The 26,067-nt window shown below is 63.6% G+C and carries 18 protein-coding genes; 9 read left to right on the top strand and 9 right to left on the bottom strand.

Annotation, left to right across the window (positions count from 1 at the left end):
- Nucleotides 1–69: 69 nt before the first annotated feature.
- Nucleotides 70–930, top strand: coding sequence for an MBL fold metallo-hydrolase (locus NCS02_RS02550; RefSeq protein WP_250481478.1), 861 nt, complete (start codon nucleotides 70–72; stop codon nucleotides 928–930).
- Here NCS02_RS02550 and NCS02_RS02545 read toward each other — a convergent pair.
- On the bottom strand, nucleotides 927–1,607 hold the full coding sequence (locus NCS02_RS02545) for a FadR/GntR family transcriptional regulator (RefSeq protein WP_033536533.1): 681 nt from the start codon (nucleotides 1,605–1,607) through the stop codon (nucleotides 927–929). The genes NCS02_RS02550 and NCS02_RS02545 overlap by 4 nt on opposite strands.
- Before the next feature lie 140 nt (nucleotides 1,608–1,747).
- On the opposite strand from NCS02_RS02545, the gene dgoD reads away from it, so the two are divergent.
- Nucleotides 1,748–2,896: a galactonate dehydratase gene (gene dgoD / locus NCS02_RS02540; RefSeq protein ID WP_008351463.1), complete on the top strand. Its 1,149-nt coding sequence runs from the start codon at nucleotides 1,748–1,750 to the stop codon at nucleotides 2,894–2,896.
- Between the two features lie 6 nt (nucleotides 2,897–2,902).
- Here the strand turns inward: dgoD and pabB are convergent, their stop codons facing one another.
- The 4 genes from pabB to grpE all read right to left on the bottom strand — a co-directional run bounded on the left by pabB (nucleotide 2,903) and on the right by grpE (nucleotide 8,869).
- Nucleotides 2,903–4,681 (bottom strand): aminodeoxychorismate synthase component I, encoded by a 1,779-nt coding sequence (gene pabB, locus NCS02_RS02535; protein ID WP_502800860.1) that lies wholly within the window; start codon nucleotides 4,679–4,681, stop codon nucleotides 2,903–2,905.
- 37 nt (nucleotides 4,682–4,718) lie between these two features.
- Entirely contained in the window at nucleotides 4,719–5,855 is a 1,137-nt protein-coding gene (dnaJ, locus tag NCS02_RS02530) for a molecular chaperone DnaJ (protein WP_008351467.1), read from the bottom strand.
- A gap of 244 nt (nucleotides 5,856–6,099) precedes the next feature.
- The gene (gene dnaK, locus NCS02_RS02525) at nucleotides 6,100–8,055 is read right to left on the bottom strand and encodes a molecular chaperone DnaK (RefSeq protein ID WP_008351469.1); all 1,956 of its coding nucleotides are present in this window, start codon (nucleotides 8,053–8,055) and stop codon (nucleotides 6,100–6,102) included.
- Nucleotides 8,056–8,266: 211 nt separating this feature from the next.
- Nucleotides 8,267–8,869, bottom strand: a complete 603-nt coding sequence (gene grpE, locus NCS02_RS02520; protein ID WP_008351471.1) for a nucleotide exchange factor GrpE — start codon at nucleotides 8,867–8,869, stop codon at nucleotides 8,267–8,269.
- A 360-nt stretch (nucleotides 8,870–9,229) separates the two neighbouring features.
- Here grpE and NCS02_RS02515 point away from each other — a divergent pair, with 360 nt between their 5' ends.
- Nucleotides 9,230–9,391: a hypothetical protein gene (locus tag NCS02_RS02515; protein ID WP_008351472.1), complete on the top strand. Its 162-nt coding sequence runs from the start codon at nucleotides 9,230–9,232 to the stop codon at nucleotides 9,389–9,391.
- Here NCS02_RS02515 and NCS02_RS02510 read toward each other — a convergent pair.
- The 3 genes from NCS02_RS02510 to hrcA all read right to left on the bottom strand — a co-directional run bounded on the left by NCS02_RS02510 (nucleotide 9,363) and on the right by hrcA (nucleotide 12,003).
- The gene (locus NCS02_RS02510) at nucleotides 9,363–9,770 is read right to left on the bottom strand and encodes an RNA-binding S4 domain-containing protein (protein WP_008351473.1); all 408 of its coding nucleotides are present in this window, start codon (nucleotides 9,768–9,770) and stop codon (nucleotides 9,363–9,365) included. The two genes, NCS02_RS02515 and NCS02_RS02510, sit on opposite strands and share 29 nt — an antisense overlap.
- Nucleotides 9,771–9,795: 25 nt before the next feature.
- Nucleotides 9,796–10,863 carry a ferrochelatase gene (gene hemH / locus NCS02_RS02505; protein WP_008351474.1) on the bottom strand — a complete coding sequence of 356 codons (1,068 nt, stop codon included), beginning with the start codon at nucleotides 10,861–10,863 and terminating at the stop codon, nucleotides 9,796–9,798.
- Nucleotides 10,864–10,986: 123 nt separating this feature from the next.
- Complete coding sequence (gene hrcA, locus NCS02_RS02500; RefSeq protein WP_008351475.1) at nucleotides 10,987–12,003, bottom strand: heat-inducible transcriptional repressor HrcA; 1,017 nt, start codon at nucleotides 12,001–12,003, stop codon at nucleotides 10,987–10,989.
- Nucleotides 12,004–12,189: 186 nt separating this feature from the next.
- On the opposite strand from hrcA, the gene NCS02_RS02495 reads away from it, so the two are divergent.
- Together NCS02_RS02495 and recN are read left to right on the top strand one after the other, a co-directional pair.
- Nucleotides 12,190–13,086 (top strand): NAD kinase, encoded by an 897-nt coding sequence (locus tag NCS02_RS02495; RefSeq protein ID WP_008351476.1) that lies wholly within the window; start codon nucleotides 12,190–12,192, stop codon nucleotides 13,084–13,086.
- A gap of 30 nt (nucleotides 13,087–13,116) precedes the next feature.
- Nucleotides 13,117–14,769 (top strand): DNA repair protein RecN, encoded by a 1,653-nt coding sequence (gene recN, locus NCS02_RS02490; protein ID WP_034470661.1) that lies wholly within the window; start codon nucleotides 13,117–13,119, stop codon nucleotides 14,767–14,769.
- A 9-nt stretch (nucleotides 14,770–14,778) separates the two neighbouring features.
- On the opposite strand, the gene glnE is transcribed toward recN, so the two are convergent.
- The gene (gene glnE, locus NCS02_RS02485) at nucleotides 14,779–17,577 is read right to left on the bottom strand and encodes a bifunctional [glutamate--ammonia ligase]-adenylyl-L-tyrosine phosphorylase/[glutamate--ammonia-ligase] adenylyltransferase (protein WP_175979811.1); all 2,799 of its coding nucleotides are present in this window, start codon (nucleotides 17,575–17,577) and stop codon (nucleotides 14,779–14,781) included.
- Nucleotides 17,578–17,759: 182 nt separating this feature from the next.
- On the opposite strand from glnE, the gene NCS02_RS02480 reads away from it, so the two are divergent.
- The 4 genes from NCS02_RS02480 to aroG all read left to right on the top strand — a co-directional run bounded on the left by NCS02_RS02480 (nucleotide 17,760) and on the right by aroG (nucleotide 25,991).
- On the top strand, nucleotides 17,760–22,085 hold the full coding sequence (locus NCS02_RS02480; protein ID WP_250519307.1) for a YhdP family phospholipid transporter: 4,326 nt from the start codon (nucleotides 17,760–17,762) through the stop codon (nucleotides 22,083–22,085).
- Nucleotides 22,086–22,140: 55 nt separating this feature from the next.
- Complete coding sequence (locus NCS02_RS02475) at nucleotides 22,141–22,971, top strand: carbon-nitrogen hydrolase family protein (RefSeq protein WP_175979809.1); 831 nt, start codon at nucleotides 22,141–22,143, stop codon at nucleotides 22,969–22,971.
- 127 nt (nucleotides 22,972–23,098) lie between these two features.
- Entirely contained in the window at nucleotides 23,099–24,565 is a 1,467-nt protein-coding gene (gene tldD / locus NCS02_RS02470) for a metalloprotease TldD (protein WP_008351481.1), read from the top strand.
- A gap of 352 nt (nucleotides 24,566–24,917) precedes the next feature.
- Nucleotides 24,918–25,991: a 3-deoxy-7-phosphoheptulonate synthase AroG gene (gene aroG, locus NCS02_RS02465; protein WP_244807690.1), complete on the top strand. Its 1,074-nt coding sequence runs from the start codon at nucleotides 24,918–24,920 to the stop codon at nucleotides 25,989–25,991.
- Nucleotides 25,992–26,067: the final 76 nt, after the last annotated feature.

Raw genomic sequence — 26,067 nt, 5'->3', positions numbered from 1 at the left:
CTGACAAACACGCCCAATCCATCCGGGCCGCAAAAGCACAGGATCGCGTGACGCACCGGGGGAATCAGCGTGCAAGCGATCATTCAGCCCTTCTTCGACATCAACACCGGCACGATGACGTACGTCGTCTACGAAGCGCCCGGCTCCGCCGCGGCTATCGTCGATCCGGTGCTCGACTACGATCCCAAAGCCGCGCGCACATCGACGAAATCCGCCGATGCGGTCGTCGCGTTCGTGCGGGACCAGCGGCTTTCCGTCGAATGGATTCTGGAGACGCACGCGCACGCCGATCATCTCTCGGCGGCGCCGTATCTGAAACGCACGCTCGGCGGGAAGATCGGAATTGGCGAGTCGATACGCACGGTGCAGGGCGTGTTCAAGAAGATCTTCGATCTCGAACCCGAGTTCCAGCTCGACGGCTCGCAGTTCGATCATCTGTTCGCCGACGGCGAGCGGTTCATGATCGGCGCGCTCGAAGCAACCGCGCTCTTCGTGCCGGGACATACGCCCGCCGACATGGCGTATCACGTCGGCGATGCGGTGTTCGTCGGCGACACGCTCTTCATGCCGGACTTGGGCACCGCGCGCTGCGATTTCCCGGGCGGCGACGCCCGCGCGATGTATCGATCGATTCAGCGCCTGCTCGCGCTCGATCCCGACACGCGGCTTTTCGTGTGTCACGACTATCCGCCGGAGACGCGCGCTCCGCAATGGCAAGCCACGGTGCGCGAGCAGCGTGAGAAGAACATCCACGTCGGCGGCGGCAAGACCGAGGACGAGTTCGTCGCGATGCGCGAGGCGCGCGACGCGACGCTCGGCATGCCGACGCTCATCTTGCCCGCCATTCAGGTCAATATCCGCGCGGGCCACTTTCCCGACGCGGCGAGCAACGGCACGACCTATCTGAAGATTCCGCTGAACGCGTTCTAGCCTTCGATCCGGCCGCGTGTCACACCAAGCAGACCGGCCATCGCGCGGCGCGCGCCGTTCGAATCGCGCGCGATGATCGCTTCGAAAACCGCCGTATGTTCCGCGAGCGACGCGTTGTAGACGTCGGCGCGCTTCGCGTTCAGGCGCAACTGGCCTTCGAGCGTGCGCTCGATCAGCGCGCCGAGCGGAATCAGCAATTCGTTGCTGCACGCGGCGAGCACGCCCAGATGGAAGTCGAGATCGGCGCGCACCCATTCATCGACGTTCTGCGCGTCCGCCATCGCCTGATGCGCGCGCGTGAGTCGTTCGCGCGTGCGTTCTTCGTGGTTGTCGGCGGCGAGCGCGGCGGCGTACGGCTCGATCATCTCGCGCATTTCCTGAAGCTTGAGTGCGAATTGCAGCGGCGGCGCGACGCGCGAGTACCAGTCGAGCATGTCGGCATCGAGCAGATTCCACGCGTCTTGCGCGCGCACGCGCGTACCGACTTTCGGCCGCGACTCGATCAATCCTTTCGATGTCAGCGTGCGCAACGACTCGCGCAACACCGTGCGGCTCACGCCGAAGCGCTCCATCAGTTCCGCTTCGCGCGGCAATGGCGAACCCGGCGCAAAGTCGCCGCGCAGGATCGCCATGCCCAGTTCATGCGTCACACGGCCATGCAGATCGCGGTAAATGATGGTCTCCCTTCATATATTGAGCACGATTATCGGGCATTCGACTGATGTTTCGTAAGTCCCAATCTTTATGCGAATAATACTATTAATATGACCAGACATCGCCTTTTTGCTACCATGTAAAACCCTTCAGGAGACGCTCAATGAAAATCACGAAACTCGAGACCTTCATCGTTCCGCCGCGCTGGTGCTTCCTCAAGATCGAAACCGACGAGGGCATCACGGGCTGGGGCGAGCCGGTTGTGGAAGGCCGCGCGCATACGGTCGCCGCAGCCGTCGATGAACTCGCCGACTATCTCGTCGGCAAGGACCCGCGCCATATCGAAGACTTGTGGCAGGTCATGTACCGCGCGGGCTTCTATCGCGGCGGGCCGATCGGCATGAGCGCGATCGCGGGCGTCGATCAGGCGTTGTGGGACATTCTCGGCAAGCATCACGGCGTGCCGGTGCACGCGCTGCTCGGCGGCCAGGTGCGCGACAAGATCAAGGTGTATTCGTGGATCGGCGGGGACCGTCCGAGCGACGTCGCGAACAACGCGCGGGCGGTGGTCGAGCGCGGCTTCAAGGCCGTGAAGATGAACGGCTCGGAAGAGCTGCAGATCATCGATACCTTCGACAAGGTTCAGGGCGTGATCGACAACGTGCAAGCGGTGCGCGAAGCGGTCGGGCCGAACGTGGGCATCGGCGTCGACTTTCACGGACGCGTGCACAAGCCGATGGCGAAAGTGCTCGCGAAGGAGCTCGATCCGTTCAAGCTGATGTTCATCGAAGAGCCGGTGCTTTCGGAAAACGTCGAGGCGCTGCGCGATATCGTCAACCAGACAAGCACGCCGATCGCGCTCGGCGAGCGGCTCTACTCGCGCTGGGATTTCAAGCACATTCTGGCGGGCGGTTACGTCGACATCATTCAGCCGGACGCGTCGCACGCGGGCGGTCTCACCGAATGCCGCAAGATCGCGACGATGGCCGAAGCCTACGATGTCGCGCTCGCGCTGCACTGCCCGCTCGGTCCGATCGCGCTCGCAACCTGTCTGCAGATCGATGCGGTCAGCTATAACGCGTTCATCCAGGAACAGAGCCTCGGCATTCACTACAACAAGGGCAATGACCTGCTCGATTACATCAGGAATCCGGAAGTCTTCAAGTACGAAGACGGGATGGTGTCGATTCCGCAAGGGCCGGGCTTGGGAATCGAGGTGAACGAGGAGAAAGTGCGCGAAATGGCGAAGGTCGGCCATCGCTGGCGCAATCCGGTGTGGCGTCACGCGGATGGCAGCGTCGCCGAGTGGTGATTCTGGCTAACGCTTGAGGCGCGCTTCGACCGCGCCGCGCAGGGCGTTGCTGATCAGCAGGCTCTGCGCGTTGTCGAGTTCGTTCGGCGTAAGCGCGCGTTCGCGCGCGCCGAGTTCTTCCATCAACACCGCGCGCATCACGCCCGGCAGCACGCCGGCATCGATGGGCGGCGTGAACCACTCGCCGTCGAGCTTCACGAACACGCTCGAGCGGCCGCCCTCGGTCAACTCGCCGCGCTCGTTGACGAACAACATGTCGAACGCGCCTTCGGCTTCGGCGGCTTTCCACGCACGATCGTAATCCGCGCGACGCGTCGTCTTGTGTCTGAGCAGCGGATCGGCCGAGCTTTGCGGCGCGAATCCGCGCTCCGAAGCGAGCAGCACGTTCACCGTATCCGATGGCAACGGCGCAAGCGGCGCGCTCGTCATCGTGATGCGCCCGCTCTTGGCCAGCGCGATACGCATTCGATACGGTTTCTGGCCTTCGAAGTCCGCGATATGTTGCGCGGTCTGCTCATGCAACGAAGCTTCGTCGAACGTGAAACCGAGATACGCCGCGCTCGCCTTCAACCGCGCGACGTGGCGCGCGTAATGGCGCACGCCTTTATCGCGTGTCGCGTATGTCGTCTCGAACAGTTCGAAGCCGGGATCCGCGCCCGTCAGAAAACGCGCTTTCAACAGACACTCCTCGTATTCGTCGGCGGCGACACTATCGAGCACGATGCCCGCGCCGATGCCGAGCACGCCGTGCCGCGCGGCCGCATCGATGACGAGCGTACGAATCGCCACCGACATGCAGAAGTCGCCGCTCGCATCGAGCCAGCCGATCGCGCCGGTGTAAAGCCCGCGCGGCGTGCTCTCGATTTCGTCGATCAGTTGCATCGTCCGATACTTCGGCGCGCCGGTGATCGAGCCGCACGGAAAGAGCGCGCGCACGATGTCCGCGAACGACGTGCCCGGAATGACGCGCGCTTCGATCGTCGACGTCATCTGCCACACCGATGCGTACGGCTCGACCGAGAACAGCGCTGGTACGTTGACCGAACCCGTGACCGCCACGCGCGACATGTCGTTGCGCAACAAGTCGACGATCATCACGTTCTCGGCGCGATTCTTCGGGTCGAGGCGCAGCGATTCGGGATCGGCATCCCGCGGCGCGGTGCCTTTCATCGGCCGCGCGCGCAACAGATCGCCATGTTTCTCGACGAACAATTCCGGCGAGCACGACACGACCGACCTGCCGTCCGGCAACGCGATGAACGCGCCGAAATGCACGGCTTGCCGCTCGCGCAATCGCCGATACAGCGCGAGCGGCGTGCCGAATACATCGAAATTCAGCCGATACGTGTAGTTGATCTGATACGACTCGCCTTCCTTCAACGCCTCCTGAACCGTGGCGATGGCCTTGTCGAACTCGTCGCGGGTGACGCTCGGCGCAATGCCCGCGACGCCTGCAACCTCGTCATCGGCGAGCCAGGCGCTCACTTCCTTACGCGACAGAAACACGCACGAGCGAAACATCAGCACGCGAAGCGCCTGATCTTCACCACGCCCGATTTCACCGAACTGGAGATTGCGTCCGAACTCGTAATCCGCGACGACAAGCGCATGCAGGCCGCTCTGCAGATCGCGCTCGATTTCGGCGCAAACGGCATCGAGATCGCGCGCGTTCACGCACACGCGTTCGCGCACGAAGTCCGTGTACAAACGACTCGACCGCCTTTCGGCGGTCGCATCGCAATCGTCGAGCAGCGCGAACACCGCGCTGCGCTCTTCGGTTTTCATCGTCATACCTGCCCGACGTACGACGCACTCGACCGCATCAATCGAAGAAGCTCTTCACGCGGTCGAACCAGCTCTTGCTTTGCGGACTATGCCGCGCGCCACCCTCGACGAGCGACTTCTCGAACTGCTTGAGCAAATCGCGCTGCGCGTCGGTGAGCTTGACCGGCGTTTCCACCTGGACATGCACATACAGATCGCCGGCGATGCTCGAACGCAAGCCCTTGATGCCCTTGCCGCGCAAACGGAACGTCTTGCCCGACTGCGTGCCTTCCGGCACCGTGAAGCTCGCGCGGCCCGCGAGCGTCGGCACTTCGATCTCGCCGCCGAGCGCCGCCGTCGTGAACGGAATCGGCATCTGGCAATGCAGGTCGTCGCCGTCACGCTCGAACACCGAATGCTGCTTGATGTGGATTTCCACATACAAGTCGCCGGCCGGACCACCGTTGATGCCCGGCTCGCCATTGCCCGCCGAGCGGATTCGCATGCCGTCGTCGATGCCCGCCGGAATCTTCACTTCCAGCGTCTTCGTTTCCTTCACCTTGCCCGCGCCGTGGCAGTTCGCGCACGGATCGGGGATGTAGCTGCCGCTGCCGTGACACTTCGGGCACGTCTGCTGGATGCTGAAAAACCCTTGCGACATGCGTACCTGGCCCTGACCATGACAGGTCGGGCAGGTTTCGGGCTTCGTGCCCGGCTTCGCACCGGAGCCGTGGCAGACGTTGCAGTTCACCCAGCTCGGCACGCGAATCTGCGTGTCGTAGCCGTGCGCCGCCTGCTCCAGCGTGATTTCCATGCTGTAGCGCAAGTCCGCGCCGCGATACACCTGCGGACCGCTGCGGCCGCGCGCGCCGGCGCCACCCGCCGTCTGTCCGAAGATGTCGCCGAAGATATCGCCGAAGGCATCGGCGAAACCGCCGAAACCTTGCGCGCCCGCGCCCGCCATGTTCGGATCCACGCCCGCGTGGCCGTACTGATCGTAGGCGGCCCGCTTCTGCTGGTCGGAGAGCATTTCGTAGGCTTCCTTCGCCTCCTTGAAATTCTCTTCCGCCTTCTTGTTGTCCGGGTTGCGGTCAGGGTGATACTTCATCGCGAGCTTGCGATACGCCTTCTTGATCTCGTCGTCGCTCGCATTTTTCGCGACGCCCAGAACGTCGTAGTAATCCCGTTTCGCCATGTCGGTTCGATGCCGCCGCGCTTGAGCGCCGCGGTTCCTGTCAGATGCTGCGAGATGCTGCGGATGTCGCTCGCAACCCGCGCGTAAAACTTTTTGCGCCTCGCCAGAAGCAACGCGCCTCTAAAAACAACGTGCCCGGAGAGCCGAAAGGCTCGCCAGGCGCGCTCCACGTCAGACGCCAACGCGTCCCGGTGATACCACCGAAAAGCGCGTGAATGTCGCCACTCACGCGCCCGATTCGGCGTTAGTCCTTCTTCACTTCCTTGAAGTCGGCGTCGACGACGTCATCGTGATGCTGGCTCGCGCCCGCATCCGCCGACGCGCCCGCGCCTGCCGCACCCGCGGCCGCGCTCGCCGCGCCTTGCTGCGCCTGCATGTCGGCGTACATCTTTTCGCCGAGCTTCTGCGAAGCCTGAGCCAGCGCCTCGACCTTTGCTTCGATCGTGGCCTTGTCGCTCGAGCTGCTCTTCAGCGCCTCTTCGAGGTCCTTCAGCGCCGCTTCGATCTTTTCCTTCTCCGAAGCGTCGACCTTGTCACCGTACTCCGCGACCGCCTTCTTCGTGCTGTGAACCAGCGCATCGCCCTGGTTGCGCGCGTCGGCCAGCTCACGCAGCTTGTGATCTTCCTCGGCGTTGGCTTCGGCGTCCTTCACCATCTTGTCGATTTCCGCGTCCGTCAGACCCGAGTTCGCCTTGATGGTGATCTTGTTTTCCTTGCCCGTCGCCTTGTCCTTCGCGCCAACGTGCAGAATGCCGTTCGCGTCGATGTCGAAGGTCACTTCGATCTGCGGCACGCCGCGCGGTGCGGGCGGAATGCCTTCGAGGTTGAACTCGCCGAGCAGCTTGTTGCCGACGGCCATTTCGCGCTCGCCCTGGAACACCTTGATCGTCACGGCGCCCTGGTTGTCGTCCGCCGTCGAATACACTTGCGAGTGCTTCGTCGGGATGGTCGTGTTCTTGTTGATCATCTTCGTCATCACACCGCCGAGCGTCTCGATGCCGAGCGACAGCGGCGTCACGTCGAGCAGCAGCACGTCCTTGCGGTCGCCCGACAGAACCTGGCCTTGAATCGCGGCGCCCACGGCGACGGCTTCGTCCGGGTTCACGTCACGGCGCGGATCCTTGCCGAAGAATTCCTTCACCTTCTCCTGCACCTTCGGCATACGCGTCATGCCGCCGACGAGAATCACGTCGTCGATGTCGCCGACCTTCACGCCCGCATCCTTGATCGCGATGCGGCAGGGTTCGATCGTGCGCTCGATCAGCTCTTCGACGAGCGCTTCGAGCTTGGCACGCGTGAACTTGAGGTTCAGGTGCTTCGGACCGGACGCGTCCGCCGTGATGTACGGCAGGTTGATGTCGGTCTGAGCCGTCGACGACAGTTCGATCTTCGCCTTTTCAGCGGCTTCCTTCAGGCGTTGCAGCGCGAGCACGTCCTTGGACAGGTCGACGCCCTGCTCTTTCTTGAACTCGCCGATGATGTAATCGATGATGCGCTGGTCGAAGTCTTCACCGCCGAGGAACGTATCGCCGTTCGTCGACAGCACTTCGAACTGCATTTCGCCGTCCACGTCCGCGATCTCGATGATCGAGATGTCGAACGTGCCGCCGCCCAAGTCGAACACGGCGATCTTGCGGTCGCCCTTTTCGGCCTTGTCGAGACCGAACGCGAGCGCGGCCGCGGTCGGCTCGTTGATGATGCGCTTCACTTCCAGACCGGCGATGCGGCCCGCGTCCTTCGTTGCCTGACGCTGGCTGTCGTTGAAGTACGCCGGAACCGTGATGACGGCTTCCGTCACCGGCTCGCCGAGGTAGTCTTCAGCGGTCTTCTTCATCTTGCGCAGGACTTCAGCCGAAACCTGCGACGGCGCGAGGTTCTTGCCGTGCGCTTCGACCCATGCATCGCCGTTGTCGTGCTTGACGATCTTGTAGGGCATCAGGTTGATGTCCTTCTGCACTTCCTTCTCGTCGAAGCGGCGGCCGATCAGGCGCTTGACCGCGTACAGCGTGTTCTTCGGATTGGTGACCGACTGGCGCTTCGCAGGCGCGCCGACGAGGATCTCGTTGTCATCCATGTACGCGATGATAGACGGCGTGGTGCGCGCGCCTTCCGAGTTCTCGATGACCTTGACCTGATTGCCTTCCATCAGCGCCACGCACGAGTTCGTGGTGCCGAGGTCGATACCGATGATTCTGCCCATTTTTTATCCTCTCCTAGCTTTGATCGCAGTGGCGTTGCGGCCGGCCTTTCGATGCCGGCTTTTGCCGATTTACCGGGCCGAACGCCCAAAATTCATACCTGTACGCAAGATAAGAGCGTCAGTTTCGATTTCAAGACCCTGCAAACGATGCGGTCTATAAGTTTTTTTTGTGCGGCGACCGACACGGCCGGCACGTACGCCGCGAGACCGATTACTTCGGCGCGGCGACGGTCACGAGCGCCGGACGCAGCACCCGGTCGGCGATGACGTAGCCCTTCTGCAGCACCGTGACGACAGTATTCGGGTCTTGTTCCGCCGGAACCATCGAGATGGCCTGATGGCGATGCGGATCGAATTTTTCGCCGACCGGGTTCACCGCGATCACGCGGCCTTTCTCCAACGCGCCCGTCAGTTGACGCAGCGTCAGTTCGACGCCTTCGCGAACCTTGGCGACATCCGTCGACTGGTCGGCGAGCGCGGCTTCCAGGCTGTCGAGCACCGGAAGCAGGTTCTCCGCAAAATTTTCGATGGCGAATTTATGCGCCTTCGCGACATCTTCCTGACTGCGGCGGCGCACGTTCTCGGTTTCGGCCTTCGCGCGCAGGAAGTCTTCCTTGAGCGCGGCGATGGTGGCCTGCGCTTCGGCGAGCGCAGCTTCGGCCTCATTCGGCGCGGCTTGCGGCGCGGCGGCGGCATCAGCCGGCGCGCCTTGGGACGCGGGAGCCGCCGCGCTGGTCGGGTCGGCGGACTGGCGCGCGTTATCGTCGGCGGGCGTTGCGTTCTGGCTCGCTGGATTCTCTTGCGTGTTTTCCATGTCGCTGAATATGTATTGCAGTGAGTTGAATCGGCTGCGAAAGCGGCCAGACCGAAAGTCGGACGCATTTTTCGCACTAACGGCCGAAATGAGGGCGCCGAAAGCTTTTTCAAGCCTTCGAAACGGTTTTTCGGACAAATCTCGACAGCAAGGTGGCGCCGCAATGGCTCGTAATACACACTTCGCCGCGGCGCGCGATTTTCGGATTGAGGGAAAGCCCTGAGTCGCCTACACTTCAAAAAAGCAGCGCAGGACGCACGTTAACCCTAATCCTACGAATTGCTTCAAACCGCTTTCAGCCCTTGCCCGTTTCCTGATCCGGCCGCCTTCTGACCGGGCAACCCGCTTCCCGGGGATACCATGAAACTGACCTTTGCTATCGCGGTGGTCGCCCTGGTACTCGTCGCGGGAACGACCACCATCTGCATGTCCGGCGTCGTGACCGAACGTACCACCGAGTACGGCGGCGTTCACGCGACCATCGAAAGCTACTTCAATCCGAACGAGAAAATTTGTCGATAGTGCGCCGGTCGCGCTTCGTCGGCCTTCCCTGCAGTTCCGCTGCGGGCTCGCGGAAATTCTTGCGGCGCTCGGCCTCGGCCATGCGTTTCGCGCGGCCTTCCCCGGTTTCGGCATAGAGCGTCTGGGCGACCGGCGCCGGGCCGCGCACATCGCATATCCCGAGCACTTCGACCTGCCACACCAGCCGTTCGATATCGATCTCGACGATATCGCCGACGCGCACGTCCTTAGACGGCTTCACATTCGCCCCGCCGATCTTCACGCGGCCTTTCTCGACCGCATCGCTCGCGAGCGAACGCGTCTTGAAGAAACGCGCTGCCCAAAGCCACTTATCGATGCGCAAACGCGCGCCAGGTTCCGTCGAAATCTTGTAGTTCATGGGTGAATGCCTGAAAAAGCCGCGCTCAGGCGACTGCGCTGAGCGGCTGCACAGTCTGCACGGGCCATCCCTGAAGATGTTGCGCGGCGATCTCGCCCAGTGCCTTGATCCACGCGGGCGCTGAGTTCAGGCAGGCAATCCGGTGAAAATGCTTGCCGCCCGCCTTCAGAAATTCGTCGCGCACCTCGATGCCGATTTCCTCGATCGTCTCGAGACAATCCGCCGTGAAGCCGGGACAGAACACGTCCACACGAGAAACGCCGCCCGCGCCGAGCTCCGCGACCGTCGGCGCGGTGTACGGCTGAAGCCACTCCGCCCGCCCAAAGCGCGACTGGAACGTCACGCGGCATTCGACCGGCGTAAGCCCGAGCGCGGCCATGAGCAACGAACCGGTCAGCTGGCACTGGTCGTGATACGGATCGCCGAGATCCATCGTGCGCTTCGGCACGCCGTGGAAGCTCAGCACGAGCTTGTCGCCCGCGGCGAAATCCGGCTGGCCGTGATGCCGCCAATAGTCGCGCACCTGCTCCGCGAGCGCCGCGATATACGCCGGATGATCGGCGTAATGGCGGATCGTGCGGATTTCCGGCTGATTGCGCACGCGCTTGAGCGCGGCGAACGCGTCGTCGAACGCGGTGGCCGTCGTGGACGACGAGTATTGCGGATACATCGGCAACAGGAGAATGCGGTCGGCGCCTTCGAGCTTCAGCTGATTGAGCATCGCGCCGATGCCCGGCGTGCCGTAGCGCATCGCATAGTCGACGATGACGTGATAGTCGTTCGCCGCGAAGAGCCGCCGCAAGCCGTCGACCTGCTTTTCCGTATGCACGCGCAGCGGCGAGCCTTCGGGCATCCACACTTGCGCGTACTTCTTCGCCGATGCGCGCCCGCGAAACGGCAGGATCAGGCCGCGCAGAATGAATTGCCACACGAATGACGGAATTTCGACGACGCGCGGATCGGACAGGAATTGCGCCAGATACTTGCGCACCGCCCGCGGCGTGGGCGCGTCCGGCGTGCCGAGATTGATCAGCAGCACCGCGACGCGATGCGAAGCGCTGGGCTGCGAGGGCAACTCGAGGTCGAAACGCATAAGGGAAGCGAGCCTGAAGATGGTCGTCGGAAAAGTTGAGGACCATTATAGCGGCGCGTTTCCGGACGCATCATTGGCCGAACGGCCTAGTGGCGCGCTCTTTCGCGGCGCGCCAAGATGGCGTCACTGATGACTGAGCGACATCGACAGCAAACGCGCGGTGATATCGACGATCGGAATCACGCGGTTGTACGCCATGCGCGTCGGGCCGATCACGCCGAGCGTGCCGACGATCTTCCCGTTGACCTCGTATGGCGCCGTCACGACGCTCATTTCCTCGATCGGCACGAGATTGCTTTCTCCGCCGATGAAAATCTGCACGCCTTGCGCGTGACTCGATACATCCAGCAATTGCAGGAGGCTCGTCTTTTGGTCGAACAAATCGAAAAGCTTGCGCAGCCGCGCCATGTCGGACGAAAGGTCCGCCACTTCGAGCAGGTTGCGCTCGCCGGAAATCAGCACGGTGTCAGTGGGGTCCGTCTCGGCGGTGCTCGCGACCACGGCCGCCTGCATGAGCGCGGTCATGTCGCCGCGCAACTGGTCGATTTCCTCGCGCAAACGGCGGCGTACTTCGTCGAAGGACAGGCCCGCGAAATGCGCGTTGATGTAATTGGAGGCTTCTACGAGTTGCGAAGGCGAATAGTCGCGTTGCGTGGCCATCATGCGGTTCTGCACGTCGCCTTCGGGCGTCACGATGATGAGCAGAATGCGCTTGTCCGACAGCCGCATGAACTCGATCTGCTTGAACATGTGGCTCCGGCGCGGCGTGAGCACGACGCCCGCGAACGAAGACAGATTGGACAGCACGCTCGCCGCCGCCGCGACGATCTTCTGCGGCTCCTCGCCTTGCAGGCGAGTCTTGACCGCGGTGGTCATGGCCTCGTCTTGCGGTGCTTCTACAGTCAGCATCGTGTCGACGAAGAGCCGGTAGCCGCGCGGCGTGGGAATGCGTCCCGCCGACGTATGCGGGCTCGCGACCAGCCCGAGGTCTTCGAGATCCGACATGACGTTGCGGATGGTCGCGGGGCTCAGTTCGAGGCCGGAATGACGTGATAACGTGCGCGAACCGACCGGCTGACCTTCGGCGATGTAGCGCTCGATCAACGTTTTGAGGAGGGTTTGTGCACGTGGGTCTAGCATGGGGAAATTTTAGCTCAACGTGTCGGATAGCGGCGAGCCGCGCCGGGTGGTCGGCATTCAACGTCCGCTCCATTCTAGCGACAAACGGCGAGCCTGCCCGCGTCATGCCGCACGGTCTCGTCGCGGCGCGCCCGGCGGCCATCGCCCACGGTTCTTTTCGCTCTCTGACTATGGTGTAATGCCGGCATGGAAATTGGCCAATTCAAGACCGTCGCCCTCGTGGGGCGCACCAACACGCCGGGCATCGAGGCGCCGCTGAGATCGCTCGCCGATCTCCTCAGGAGCCAGGGCTTCGAGGTCGTCTTCGAGGCGGGCACCGCGAAGGACGTCGGCGTGACGGAGTTCCCGGCGCTCTCCATCGCGGAGATGGGCGCGCGCGCGGACGTTGCAATCGTGCTCGGCGGCGACGGCACGATGCTCGGCATCGGACGGCAGCTCGCGCCGTATAAAACACCGCTCATCGGCGTGAATCATGGCCGGCTCGGCTTCATCACCGACATTCCGCTCAAGGCGATGCAGGAAATCGTCCCGCAAATGCTCGCCGGCCAGTTCGAGCGCGAGGAACGCAGCCTGCTCGAAGCGCGCATCGTGCGCAACGACAAGCCGATCTACCACGCGCTCGCGTTCAACGACGTCGTGGTGAATCGCAGCGGCTTCTCCGGCATGGCGGAGCTGCGCGTGTCGGTGGACGGCCACTTCATGTACAACCAGCGTTCCGACGGACTGATCGTCGCGACGCCGACCGGCTCGACCGCCTACGCGCTGTCGTCGGCGGGGCCGATCCTGCATCCGCAATTGCAGGGCTTCGTGCTCGTGCCGATCGCGCCGCATTCGCTGTCGAACCGGCCGATCGTGCTGCCCGACGATTCGAAAGTGACCATTCAGATCATCGGCGGTCGCGACGTCAACGTGAACTTCGACATGCAGTCGTTCACCGCCGTCGAACTGAACGACGCGATTGAAGTGCGGCGCTCGAAGCATACGGTGCCGGTGCTGCATCCGGTCGGCTACAGCACGTACGCCACGCTGCGCAAGAAGCTGCACTGGAACGAGCATCCGTCGCAGGATTCGTCCGCTCTCTGATCTGCCAGAACTTCCTTCCCCGAAGCGTCCATGCTCCGTCATCTTTCCATTCGAGATTTCGTCATCGTCGCCACGCTGGATATCGATTTCGATCCAGGCTTCACGGTCTTTTCGGGTGAAACCGGCGCGGGCAAGTCGATCCTCATCGACGCCCTCGCGCTCACGCTCGGCGCGCGCGGCGACGCGAGCGTCGTGCGCGCCGGTCAGGCGCGCGCCGACATCACCGCCGAATTTTCGACGCATCCGCTCGTCGTGCGCTGGCTGGACGAACACGCGCTCACGCAGGACGCCGATTCGGTCATGCTGCGGCGGGTGATCGATTCGGGCGGCCGCTCGCGAGCGTTCATCAATGGCACGCCCGCGACGCTCGCGCAGTTGCGCGAAGTCGGCGAAATGCTCGTCGATATCCACGGCCAGCACGCGCATCAATTGTTGATGCGACCGGACGCGCAACGCGAACTCTTCGACACGCACGCGCAGTTGCTCGACACGGCCGGCGCGGTGAATCGTGCGTGGCGAGCGATGCGCGACGCGCAGCAAGCCGTCGAGACCGCCCAGAATCGCGACCGCGAGCTGCAACTGGAACGCGAGCGTCTCGCGTGGCAACTGAGCGAGTTCGACAAGCTCGCGCCGCAGCCCGGCGAATGGGAAGAAGTGAGCGCGGAGCATCATCGGCTGTCGCATTCGGCGAGTCTCATCGACGGCGTGCAGGGTGCGCTCGGCGCGCTCTCCGAATCCGACGAAGCGATGATCTCGCAGCTCGGCGCCATCATCTCGAAGCTGCGCGGCCTGTCCGATATCGATCCCGCGTTGAACGACGTGCTCGCGTCGCTCGAACCGGCGGAAATCCAGTTGCAGGAAGCGTCGTATTCGCTATCGCACTACGCGCAGCGGCTGGAGCTCGATCCTGACCGGCTCGCGCAAGTCGAAAGACGCATGGAGCAACTGCACTCGACCGCGCGCAAGTTCCGCCTTCAACCCGAAACGCTGCCGGAAGAACACGACGCGCGCCGCCGCCAGCTCGCCGAACTCGATGCCGCCGCCGATCTCGATGCGCTCAACGCCGCCGCCGAGAAAGCGAAGAGCGAATATCTCGCGCAAGCCAAGGTGCTGTCCAAGGCGCGCGCGAAGGCCGCGAAAAATCTGTCGAAAGCGGTCACGGAAGGCATGCAGGAACTGTCGATGGCAGGCGGCAGCTTCGAGGTCGCGCTCGTGCCGCTCGCCGAAGGCGGCGCGAACGGGCTGGAGCAGATCGAATTCCGCGTCGCGGGACACGCGGGCGTCGCGCTGCGGCCGCTCGCGAAAGTCGCGTCGGGCGGCGAACTGGCGCGCATCAGTCTTGCGCTCGCCGTCATCGCGAGCACGGCGAGTCCGACGCCCACGCTCATCTTCGACGAAGTGGACACGGGCATCGGCGGCGGCGTCGCGGAAGTGGTCGGGCGTCTGTTGCATCAGCTCGGCCGCGACCGTCAGGTGCTGTGCGTCACGCACTTGCCGCAAGTGGCCGCGCGTGGCGATCAGCATTTCCAGGTCGCGAAATCGTCGGACGATGCGGGCGGCACGGTGAGCACGGTAAAGCAACTCGATCGCGCAAAACGCGTGGAAGAAGTCGCGCGCATGCTCGGCGGTCTCGAAATCACCGCGACCACCCGCAAGCACGCGAAGGAAATGCTGGCGGCTTAAGCATCCGCGTCAGCCCGCCGACGCCACTGCGAACACGCGGTCCCACAGCGCCGTCACCGCGTCGCGTTCGGTCTGAACCGTGGCCGGATCGACGCGCGCCTTTTCCATACCGTCGAGCCGCAGCGTGTGCTGCAGCTTGCGGTACTGGCGATACGCCGCGCCGATCGCATCGGCTTCTGCTTCGGCGATCAATCCGCTTTTCGCGGCGATCTTCAACAGCGTGATATTCCCCGCGTTGCGCAGAAACTCGCGATGCTCGCGCGCGTGCAGCAACACCCAGTACTGAACGATGAACTCGATATCGACCATGCCGCCGCGATCGTGCTTCAGATCGAACAGGTCGCTGCGATTCGGATGGCCATCGGCGACGCGCTGGCGCATCGACACGATCTCGCGCGCGAGCGCGGCCGCGTCGCGTTCCATGACGAGCACGTCGGCGCGAATCTGCTCGAACTCCGCGCCGATTTCGGCATCGCCCGCGCTGTAGCGTGCGCGCGAAAGCGCCTGATGCTCCCAGACCCACGCCGTGTTCGCCGCGTCGCCCTCGCGAATCTGATAGCGGCGAAACGATGCGAGGTCGGTCACGAGCAGGCCCGATTCGCCATTCGGCCGCAGACGCAAGTCGACGTCGAAGAGCGTGCCCGCGCCCGTCGCCGACGTGAGCCACGTAATGAGGCGGCGCGTGAACATCGCGTAGATGTCGGAGGCCGCGTCGTCGGGATCGTCGTACAGAAAGATGAGGTCGAGGTCCGACGCGTAGCCCAGTTCCTTGCCGCCGAGCTTTCCGTACGCGATGACCGCAAAGCGCGGCGTCTCGCGATGCCGCTTCGGGAACTGCTTCCACACGGTCTGCACGGTGACGTCGAGCACGGCGTCGGCGAGTTCGGAGAGACGGTCGCTCACGTGCTCGACGCTCAGATGCCCGGCGAGATCGATCAGCAGAATGCGAAATACTTCGGCCTGATGCGCGTGACGCAGCAGATCCATTTGATGTTCTGCGTCCTCGGCGGCATCGAGCCGTGCGATCAGCGAGCGTTTGAACGCGGCCCAGTCGAACGGGCTGGCGATGGCTTCGTCGTCGAGCAATTCATCGAGCAATTGCGGATGGCGGATCAGATAGCCCGCCGCCCAGCGCGACCCCGACAGCACCGAGAGCACGCGCGCGAGCGCCGCCGGATATTCGGTCAGCAGCGCGAGATACGCGCCGCGCTTGGCCGTCGCTTCGAGCAGATCGAAAAGCCGCATGATGGTGTCGGCGCGGCGCGGCGCATCGATCGACTGCACGGCTTCTATCGAGCGTTGAGCGACGATATCGAAGCGTTCGCGGCTCTGCGACGGCAAGCCGGCGTAACGCGCCGAATTCCACACGCCCGTCAGACGTGCGAGCACCGGCGCCGGGTCCGCGAAGCCGAGTTCCATGAGGCGCGCGGCGAGCTCTTCCTGCGCGGAATCGTCGGCGAGCGCGCCGCTCCAGATCCACGACGCCACCGAATCCTCCGCGACGCCGCAGCCGCCCTGCCCGCTCACCTTGTCGGCGAAGATCGCGTCGAACTGCTGCTCGACGAGCTCGCGATGCGCGTCGAGTGTTTCCATCAGCGCGGCGTAGTCCGCGAAGCCGAGCGATTTCGCGAGCAACGCGCGCTCGTCGTCGGCGACGGGCATCGCGTGCGTCTGTGCATCGTTGCGGTATTGCAGCCGATGCTCGACCGTGCGCAAAAAGAGATAAGCGTCGGACAGCGCCTTGCACACCTGCGGCGCGAGCAGGCCATGCGCGGCGGCGCGTTCGAGCACCGCGAGCGTCGGACGAATGCGGAAATCCGCTGCCTGTCCGCCGCGAATCAACTGAAATACTTGCGCGCTGAATTCGATCTCGCGAATGCCGCCGCGCCCGAGCTTGATGTCGTCGGCCTTGTCGGGGCGCATCGACGCGCGCCGCCGCGCTTCCTGCCGAATCTGCTGATGCAGCGAGCGGATCGCGGCGATCACGCCGTAATCGAGATAGCGCCGGTAGATGAAGGGCGTCGCGATGGCTTCGAGCTGCTTCGCGAGACGCTTCGCCGAATCGCTCTTCGTCTCCGAGATGAGCCGGCCCTTGATCCACGCGTAGCGCTCCCATTCGCGGCCCTGCACGTAGAAATACTCTTCGAGCATGCCGAGACTGCACACGAGCGGGCCGGAGTCGCCGTTGGGACGCAGCCGCATGTCGACGCGAAAGACGTAGCCGTCTTGCGTCATTTCCGCGAGCGCGCCGATCAGCCGCCGGCCGAGCCGTGTGAAGAATTCCTGCGTCGGGAGTGCCGAGCGCGTGCCGCCCGAGGTTTCGCCGTCCTCTTCGTAGACGAAGATCAGATCGATATCCGACGATGCGTTCAGCTCGCGCCCGCCCAGCTTGCCCATGCCGACGACGCCGAGCGTGAGCCGCTCGCCGTCCGGTCCGCGCGGCTCGCCGAAGAGCGCTTCGAGATCGGCCGACAGCACCGCCAGCGCGCGCTGCACCGTGACTTCGGCGAGATCGGTCATCGCGCCGGTGACTTCGGCGACATCGGCGGTGCCCGCGAGATCGCGCTCCATCACCGTGCAGAACACTTCGGTCCGCAAGCGGCGCAACGCGGTCTTGAGCGCGGCTTCATCGAGCACGCCGCTTTCGGTGCAAGGCGTGCAGTGCGCGTCCAGCCGCGCTTCGATCCACCCACGCGTGATGCGCGTCTGCGCCCATTGCGCGACATTCGACGCCAGTTCGGGACGCGCCGAGTACGCGCGCGCCGCATAGTTGGAATAATCGGAACTGAGAAGAGTTGCGTCGGTCATGAAAGGTTAGGTTCGCTCATTGCTTCCGGAAAGGCATCGCGGTATAACACCGCGCCGCAAGTCTTGCCGGGCGCGGCTCAGCGAGCCTCCACGAGTGCGCAGGCAGCGGCCGTCGCCGCAATGCCCGTGTTACATTTCAGCGTCAAACACGCAAAACTACCATATCGCCGAACAGCAGCAGCATGTCCGACAGCAGACGATCCGTCGACCCGACCGAAGTTGGACAAGCCAGGCCCAGCGGCAACGCCGAGCGCGTGCTTGCGCGCGTCTTCAAATTCCTTCTCGTCATTGCGGCCATCGCGTATTTCGCGGTGGCGGGCGTGTATGTCGGCCTGCGCTATATCGTCATGCCGCAGGTCGATTCGTTCCGGCCGCGGATCGAGCAACTCGTCTCATCGCAGATTCACGCCCAGTTGCGCATCGGCAGGATTTCCGCGCGATGGTCCGGGCTCTCGCCGACGATCGATATCGACAACCTGCGCATCGACGCCGCCGATGGCTCGCCGGGCCTCGCCGTGCCGCACGCGAGCGCGAGCATCGCGTGGGGATCGCTGCTGCATCTGCGGCCCAAGCTCGCCGATCTGACCGTCGACGGACCCGATGTCATCATCGCGCGCAACGCCGATGGCGCGGTTACTGTCGCGGGCGTGCCGATTCCCACGCATCACACCGGTTCGAACGCATTCACGACCTGGCTGCTCGGCCAGGACCGCATTCTTCTGCGCGATGGCACGCTGCGCTGGCGCGACGCGCAGCGCGCCGCGCCCGAGATCGCGTTCAAGCGCCTGCACCTCGCGATCGTCAACGACGGCGCGCGTCATCGGCTTGCGCTCAAGGCGCCCGCCGATGGCGACGTGCTGCACGGCCCGCTCGATATCCGCGCGGACTTCCGTCATCAACCCTTCTCGGCGATGGGCGCGCCCGCGAACTGGACCGGCCGTCTCTACGTTTCGACCGGTCCCGTCGATCTGCCGACGCTCGCGCGCTACGTGAAGCTGCCGTTCCAGATGTACAGCGGCCGCATCAACAACCAGATCTGGCTGAACTTCGCGGGCGGCCAATTGCAGAACGCGACCGGCGACCTGACCGGCGCGAACGTCGCGCTGCGCACGCGCCCGACGCAGCCGCGCCTCGATCTTCCGATCGCCAGCTTCAACTGGAACATCGACAAAAGCGACAACGCGTACACGCTCGATCTGCGCGACCTGCACGCGGAGTTCGGCCAGTTGCCGCTCGACGACGGCACGCCGGTCGCGCGTCTGCTCGTGTCGCGCGCGCTGACGGCCACGTACCGGCTGCCTTCGGTCGGCAAGGGGCAATTGCTGCGGCTGACGGGCGATAGCGTCGATATCGGCATCCTCGCGGAATTCGCGCGCGCGCTGCCGCTGCCGGCGAAGATTCTCAACGAGCTCGTGCGCTTCAATCCGCGCGGCCAGGTGTCCGATTACACGATCTACACCGAGCGCGCCGCGCCGAAGACCGAGGAAGAAGCGCAGCAGCAGCGCAAGAAAGGCGACGCGCCGCTTCTGCACTACGCGTTCAAGGGCGATCTCAACGGCCTGAGCGTGCAGGCGCAGGAGCCGCCGCCCGGGCTCACGATCAACAACCATCCGCGCGCGGGCATTCCGGGCGTCGAGAATCTGTGGGGCAGCGTCGACGCGAACGAGAAAGGCGGCCACATCACGATCGACACGAAGAACGTCGCCGTCACCGTTCCCGGCGCGTTCGACGATCCGCGCCTCGTCTTCGATTCGCTGCAAGGCCGCGCGCGCTGGACCGTCGCCGATGCGATCGCGCCCGGCGAACTGCGCCGCGCGTTCACGCTGCATCTGGAGACGCTGCGCGTGAAGAACGCGGATGCCGAAGGCGAGGCCACCGCGGACTACTGGAATCAGGGCCACGGGCGCGGCAATCTCGATCTGAAGGCGAAGGTCTCGCATCTGAAAGTGACGAGTCTCGTGCGCTATCTGCCGACGAGCCTCAACGAGCGCGTGCGCGTCTATCTCGGCCATGCGCTGCAGGCGGGCGTCGCGAAGAACGGGACGATCGAAGTGCACGGCGATCTCACGCGCTTTCCGTACGCGAAATTTCCCGATGCGGGCATCTTCCGCATCGAGGCGCCGTTCACCGGCGGCAAGTTCGATCCCACGCCCTTCCCGCCGCGCAAGATGGCCAACGGCCTGCCGAACTTCTGGCCGGCGTTCGAGGGTATCGACGGGACGTTCACGCTCGCGCAGAACAAGCTCGGCTTCGATATCGGCCGCGGGCATTATCGTGGCGTCAAGGTCTCGAAGGTCGTCGGGCGCATCAACGATACGGGCAATCGCGAAACCAAGCTGTGGATCGACGGCAAGGCGCGCGGCCCGCTCGCCGACATGCTGAAGTACGTCGACGACAGCTCGCTCGGCCTGATGGCGAAGCACGCGACCCGCAAGATCGACGCAAAAGGCAACGCGGATCTCGCGCTCACGCTCGGCATTCCGCGCTATCGGCCGCCCGCGCCGCAGCCGCCGATCAAGCCGGAGTACAAAGGCTCGCTCACCTTCGCCGACAACGAAGTCAGGTACGCCAATCTGCCGCCGCTCTCGCATCTGCGCGGCCGTGCCGATTTCGCCGCGAAAACCGTCACGCTCAATGGCCTCTCGGCGCAATTGCTCGGCGGCGATGTGCGCGCCAAGGGCGGCGTGCAGGCGGACGGCAGCTATGCGTTCGACGTGAACGGACGCATCGGCGCGGATGCCGCGGGCCGCCTCAACAAGCCGATGACGCCGCAAGTCGCGGCTTTCATGAAGCGCATCGACGGCGCCGCGCCTTACGAGATGCACGTTCACGGCGCCAAGAACGCGCTGCCGGTCGTGCAGGCGAGTTCGGATCTGACCGGACTCGGCATCGATCTGCCCGCGCCGTTCGGCAAGGCGAAAGGCGCGCCGATGCCGCTCACCTTCAGCTTCCAGCCATCATCGGGCGGCGCGCCGGATCTGCATGATGCGCAGTTGAACGTCGGGCCGGTGGCCGCGCATTACGTGTTTCAGCAGATCGGCAAGGCTCAGGTCAAGATCGATCCGCAGAACGTCGCCGAGCCGATGAACATGCGCGCGCGCGTGAAGGTCGTGCGCGGCGCGATCGGCCTGAACAAGCCGGCGGATTTGCCGGCCGAAGGCGTGAGCGCGACCGCCGATCTGAACGAATTCGATGCCGATGCCTGGCGCAAGACTTTCGCCGAACTCAGCGCCGCGATGCCTGACTCGCCCGCCGACTCGCCCGCCGACGCGAACGCGCCGCGCGCACCGATGAGCGAGAACGTGAAGCAATTCATCCCAACGCGCGCCGCCATCCATTTCACGACGCTCAATCTGCTCGACCGGCGCTGGGAGAACGTCGCGATTGCCGCGAGTGAAAGCGAGACCGATCGCACATGGCAAGCGAACATCGCGTCGAATCAGATGTCGGGCGATGTCTCGTGGACGCCCGGCGCGAAGAAGGAAAGCCCCGGCGCGTTGCAGGCGCGCTTCGCGAAGATCGTGATTCCGGAGAAGAAGGAGCACGATGCGGCCGGCAAGCTCGTGATGAAGCCGCCGCGCAACATGCCGACGATCGATCTCATCGTGAACGAGATCGTGTTCCGCGACCACGACCTCGGCCGGCTCGAAGTCGACGCACATAACGAAGTCATCGCCGATGAGCCGATCTGGACGCTCGACAAACTCGAACTCGCGAACCCCGACGCGACGCTCACCGCGAACGCGACGTGGCGCACGCTGCCGGGCGGCGTCGTGCAGGCCGCCGCGCAACCGGACGCGATGCGCAGTCAGGCCGATGACGTCACTCCGCGCCGCACGTCGCTCAACTTCAAGCTCGACGTGAAGAACGGCGGCCAGTTGATCGACCGTTTCGGCGCGCCGCACGTGGTCGGTTCGGGCAGCGGAACCGTGTCGGGTCACGCGGCGTGGAACGGCGGGCCGACGGCCGTCGACGTGAACACGCTCGATGGCAACGTCGCCGTCGATCTGCGTCACGGGCAGATTCTGCGTGCGCCGGGCTCGGCGAAGTGGCTCGGCGTCTTCAGCCTGCGCAGTCTCGCGAGCCTGTTGACGCTGCATTTCGAGGATGTCGTCGGCAAGGGCCTGCCGTTCGAGAAGATCACCGGCAACGCGACGATCGTCGATGGCATCAGCCGCACGGACGACTTCCTGATGGTCACGTCGCCGGCGCGCGTGCAGATGCAGGGCATCGTCGATATGCCGAAGCAGACGCAAGACCTCCACGTCAAGGTGATTCCGACCGTCGGCGCCGGCGCGGTCGCACTGGGCGCGGCGGTCATCAATCCGCTGCTCGGCCTCGGCGCGCTCGCCGCCGATCTCGCGCTGTCGGCGTCGATTCAGAAAGCGTTCGCGCTCGACTATTCGATCACCGGCTCGTGGAGCAAACCCGTCGTTAAGCGGCTCACTGGCGATCAGGGTAAGATCGAAACACCCCCCGCCGCCGTGGCTCCGGCCGCTGCCCGCTGAAACGGGCGTTCGGCGGCGCGGTTTTCGTCCCCTTTTTAGACAGCGCACCCAAGACATGAGCGAAAGATCGAGCGAAAGCGCGGCCCCGTTTCAGGTCGCCGCGCTGCAGATGGTCAGCGCGCCGGATCGCGACCGGAATCTCGCGGACGCCGGACGGCTTATCGCCCAGGCTGCGCGAAGCGGCGCGCAACTGGTGCTCCTGCCCGAATATTTCTGCTACATGGGTTTCAAGGACACCGATAAGCTCGCGATCCGCGAAACGCCGGGCGACGGACCGATCCAGCGGTTCCTTTCCGACGCGGCGCGCGAACACGGCGTATGGATCATCGGCGGGACGTTGCCGTTGCAGTCGCCGGAACCGGATCGCGTGATGAACACGACGCTCGTCTTCGATCCGCGCGGCCAGCAGGTCGCGCGCTACGACAAGATTCATCTGTTCAATTTCGAAAAGGGCGAGGAATCGTTCGACGAAGCGCGCACGATCTGTCCGGGGAACGAAGTGCGCTCATTCGACGCGCCGTTCGGACGGGTGGGATTGTCGGTGTGCTACGACCTGCGCTTTCCGGAGTTGTATCGAAAGCTCGGCGATTGCGCGCTGATGGTCGTGCCATCCGCGTTCACTTACACGACCGGCCGCGCGCACTGGCAGACGCTGCTCACGGCGCGCGCCGTCGAGAATCAGTGTTATGTGCTCGCGGCGGCGCAAGGCGGCAATCACGAGAACGGACGGCGCACGTGGGGTCACAGCATGCTGATCGATCCGTGGGGCGAAATCGTCGATGTGAAGGATGAAGGACCGGGCGTCGTGATCGGCGGCATCGATCTGCAGCGCATCGCCGCCGTGCGACAGAGTTTGCCGGCTTACCGGCATCGCGTGCTCCGTTGAAGCGCGCGCGAACTTGAAGACGCGGGTTTCTCCCCGCACATTATGTGAGCGAATCGGAACGTAGAATAGGCTGCAAATCGTCTGCAAATATCATCGAACTCGTCACAGAACACGCAATAGGCACCGCATGAATATCATCGAACCCGGCATTCGTAACCTGGTCACGGCGAAGGACGTTTTGCTCACGCCCTACGGCCTCGACGAAGGCCTGATCACCCGCACGCTGGCGGAAATCTTCACGCATCGCGTCGATTACGCGGATCTCTATTTCCAGTCCACGCGCAGCGAAGCGTGGAGTCTCGAAGAAGGCATCGTCAAATCGGGCAGTTTCAGCATCGATCAGGGCGTCGGCGTGCGCGCCGTGTCGGGCGAGCGCACCGCGTTCGCGTATTCCGATGACCTCTCGCCCGAATCCATCCGTCAGGCCGCGATCGCCACGCGCGCGATCGCCAAGGCGGGCGGCGGCAAGCACAAGATCAAGCCGGCGAGCACCCTTACGGGCGTGTCGGGCCGCGATCTTTATCTCGCCGCCGATCCGCTGCATTCGCTCGACGCCACCGCCAAGGTGAAATTGCTGGAACGCGTCGAGCAAATGGCGCGGGCGAAAGATCCGCGCATTACGCAAGTGATGGCCGGCATGGCCGGCGAATACGATGTCGTGCTGGTCGCGCGCAGCGACGGCGCGCTCGCGGCGGATGTGCGCCCGCTCGTGCGCGTCTCCGTGACGGTGATCGCCGAGCAGAACGGCCGGCGCGAAATCGGCACCGGCGGCGGCGGCGGGCGTTTCGACTACGGCTATTTCACCGACGCGATCCTCCAGAAGTACGTCGACGATGCCGTGCATGCCGCGCTCGTCAATCTCGAAGCGCGCCCTGCTCCGGCCGGCGCGATGACCGTCGTGCTCGGGCCGGGCTGGCCCGGCGTGTTGCTGCACGAGGCGGTCGGACACGGCCTGGAGGGCGATTTCAACCGCAAGGGCTCGTCGGCGTTCGCGGGACGCATCGGCGAGCAGGTCGCGGCGAAGGGCGTCACCGTCGTCGATGACGGCACGCTGCCGAATCGGCGCGGCTCGCTCAATATCGACGACGAAGGCAATCCGACGCAGTGCACGACGCTGATCGAAGACGGCATTCTCAAGGGCTACATTCAGGATTCGCTGAACGCGCGCCTGATGAAGATGCCGGTGACGGGCAACGCGCGCCGCGAATCGTACGCCGCGCTGCCGATGCCGCGCATGACCAACACGTACATGCTCAACGGCGACAAGGATCCGCAGGAGATTCTGGCGTCGGTGAAGAACGGCCTGTATGCGGTGAACTTCGGCGGCGGTCAGGTCGATATCACCAACGGCAAGTTCGTGTTCTCGGCGTCCGAGGCGTACATGATCGAGAACGGCAAGATCACGTATCCGGTGAAGGGCGCAACGCTGATCGGCAGCGGGCCTGAGTCGCTCAAGTACGTGACGATGATCGGCAACGACATGTCGCTGGATAGCGGCGTCGGCGTCTGCGGCAAGGAAGGACAGAGCGTGCCGGTGGGCGTCGGTCAGCCGACGTTGCGTATCGAGAAGATGACGGTCGGCGGCACGGTCTGATCGCCCACGGCGTGCATGCGGAATTTCCGCATCGATCGGGCGTGGATGTACCGTCTTTGTTTCGTTCGATGCGGATTGTCCGCGTTTTTGCGTGTGCAGGGTTGTCAGCGCTGCACGTTTGAGGTTATAAAAGCAGTCACAACTTTTTTCGACCGACGTCCGGTTTCTTTTTCGATCCATCATGTCCGCCAAGTTTTATTTTTATTTCTTTTGGCATCTCAGACCGCTGGCGGATCGAGAGGGTGAGTCGTACACAGGTTGAACAAACCGAATTCCCGAAAAAACCGCCAGCGAGTCTGGCGGTTTTTTTTCGTCTCATATTTGATTCGCACGCTGCCGCTGGAGAACCGACATGCCCCCGCACAATACCGATGACGTTCGTATCCGTGAACTGAAAGAGCTGACCCCGCCCGCGCATTTGATCCGCGAATTCCCCTGCGCCGAGCCGGTTTCGGAGCTGATCTATAACGCGCGGCAGTCGATGCACCGCATTCTTCATGGGATGGATGACCGGTTGATCGTCATCATCGGACCTTGCTCGATTCATGATCCGAAGGCCGCTATGGAATATGCGGGGAAGTTGATCGAGCAGCGTAAGCGTTTTGCGGGTGAGCTGGAAATCGTGATGCGCGTGTACTTCGAAAAGCCGCGTACCACCGTTGGATGGAAGGGGCTCATCAACGATCCGTATATGGATAACAGCTTCAAGATTAATGATGGGTTGAGGGCTGCGCGGGAATTGCTCATGCATGTCAATGAGCTTGGGCTGCCGGCTGGGACCGAATACCTCGACATGATTAGCCCACAGTACATCGCCGATTTGATTTCGTGGGGGGCGATTGGGGCTAGGACGACGGAATCGCAGGTTCATCGGGAATTGGCTTCGGGGCTGTCCTGTCCTGTTGGGTTCAAGAATGGCACTGACGGAAATGTAAAGATCGCCGTCGATGCGATTAAGGCGGCTTCCCAGCCGCATCATTTTCTTTCAGTGACCAAGGGCGGGCATTCGGCGATTGTTTCTACCGCGGGGAATGAGGATTGCCATATTATTTTGCGCGGAGGGAAAGCGCCTAATTATGATGCTGCGAGTGTGGATGCGGCTTGCTCGGATATCGGGAAGGCGGGGTTGGCGGCGCGGTTAATGATCGATGCGAGTCATGCTAATAGCTCGAAGAAGCATGAAAATCAGATTCCGGTTTGTGAGGATATTGGTAAGCAGCTTGCGGCTGGAGATGAGCGGATCGTCGGCGTGATGGTGGAATCGCATCTCGTTGCCGGGCGGCAGGATTTGAAGGAAGGGTGCGAGTTGACGTACGGGCAGAGTATTACCGATGCCTGTATCGGGTGGGATGAGAGTGTCGGCGTGCTTGAAGGACTGGCGGAAGCGGTGAAGCAGCGGCGGGTTGTGAGGGGTGGAGGCAATTAACTGATTTGCTCGGCATTGTGCGGGCTTGCCGACGCACAATGCCGATTTGTTCCGACTCCAGCATTTCCAAACCACA

This window comes from Caballeronia sp. NCF2 (assembly GCF_023631205.1).
In the GTDB taxonomy this organism is placed as follows: domain Bacteria; phylum Pseudomonadota; class Gammaproteobacteria; order Burkholderiales; family Burkholderiaceae; genus Caballeronia; species Caballeronia zhejiangensis.
Note: the sequence above shows the minus strand (reverse complement) of the source record. Positions and strands in the feature narration are given on the sequence as shown.

What these genes read in the sequence shown, in the direction of transcription:
- NCS02_RS02475 (WP_175979809.1), top strand. Translation starts at nt 22,141, where the DNA reads ATGAGCGAAAGATCGAGCGAAAGCGCGGCCCCGTTTCAGGTCGCCGCG.
- grpE (WP_008351471.1), bottom strand. Translation starts at nt 8,869, where the DNA reads ATGGAAAACACGCAAGAGAATCCAGCGAGCCAGAACGCAACGCCCGCC.
- NCS02_RS02495 (WP_008351476.1), top strand. Translation starts at nt 12,190, where the DNA reads ATGGAAATTGGCCAATTCAAGACCGTCGCCCTCGTGGGGCGCACCAAC.
- recN (WP_034470661.1), top strand. Translation starts at nt 13,117, where the DNA reads ATGCTCCGTCATCTTTCCATTCGAGATTTCGTCATCGTCGCCACGCTG.
- dnaJ (WP_008351467.1), bottom strand. Translation starts at nt 5,855, where the DNA reads ATGGCGAAACGGGATTACTACGACGTTCTGGGCGTCGCGAAAAATGCG.
- dnaK (WP_008351469.1), bottom strand. Translation starts at nt 8,055, where the DNA reads ATGGGCAGAATCATCGGTATCGACCTCGGCACCACGAACTCGTGCGTG.
- tldD (WP_008351481.1), top strand. Translation starts at nt 23,099, where the DNA reads ATGAATATCATCGAACCCGGCATTCGTAACCTGGTCACGGCGAAGGAC.
- hemH (WP_008351474.1), bottom strand. Translation starts at nt 10,863, where the DNA reads ATGCGTTTCGACCTCGAGTTGCCCTCGCAGCCCAGCGCTTCGCATCGC.
- aroG (WP_244807690.1), top strand. Translation starts at nt 24,918, where the DNA reads ATGCCCCCGCACAATACCGATGACGTTCGTATCCGTGAACTGAAAGAG.
- hrcA (WP_008351475.1), bottom strand. Translation starts at nt 12,003, where the DNA reads ATGCTAGACCCACGTGCACAAACCCTCCTCAAAACGTTGATCGAGCGC.
- dgoD (WP_008351463.1), top strand. Translation starts at nt 1,748, where the DNA reads ATGAAAATCACGAAACTCGAGACCTTCATCGTTCCGCCGCGCTGGTGC.
- NCS02_RS02515 (WP_008351472.1), top strand. Translation starts at nt 9,230, where the DNA reads ATGAAACTGACCTTTGCTATCGCGGTGGTCGCCCTGGTACTCGTCGCG.
- glnE (WP_175979811.1), bottom strand. Translation starts at nt 17,577, where the DNA reads ATGACCGACGCAACTCTTCTCAGTTCCGATTATTCCAACTATGCGGCG.
- NCS02_RS02510 (WP_008351473.1), bottom strand. Translation starts at nt 9,770, where the DNA reads ATGAACTACAAGATTTCGACGGAACCTGGCGCGCGTTTGCGCATCGAT.
- NCS02_RS02480 (WP_250519307.1), top strand. Translation starts at nt 17,760, where the DNA reads ATGTCCGACAGCAGACGATCCGTCGACCCGACCGAAGTTGGACAAGCC.
- pabB (WP_502800860.1), bottom strand. Translation starts at nt 4,681, where the DNA reads ATGAAAACCGAAGAGCGCAGCGCGGTGTTCGCGCTGCTCGACGATTGC.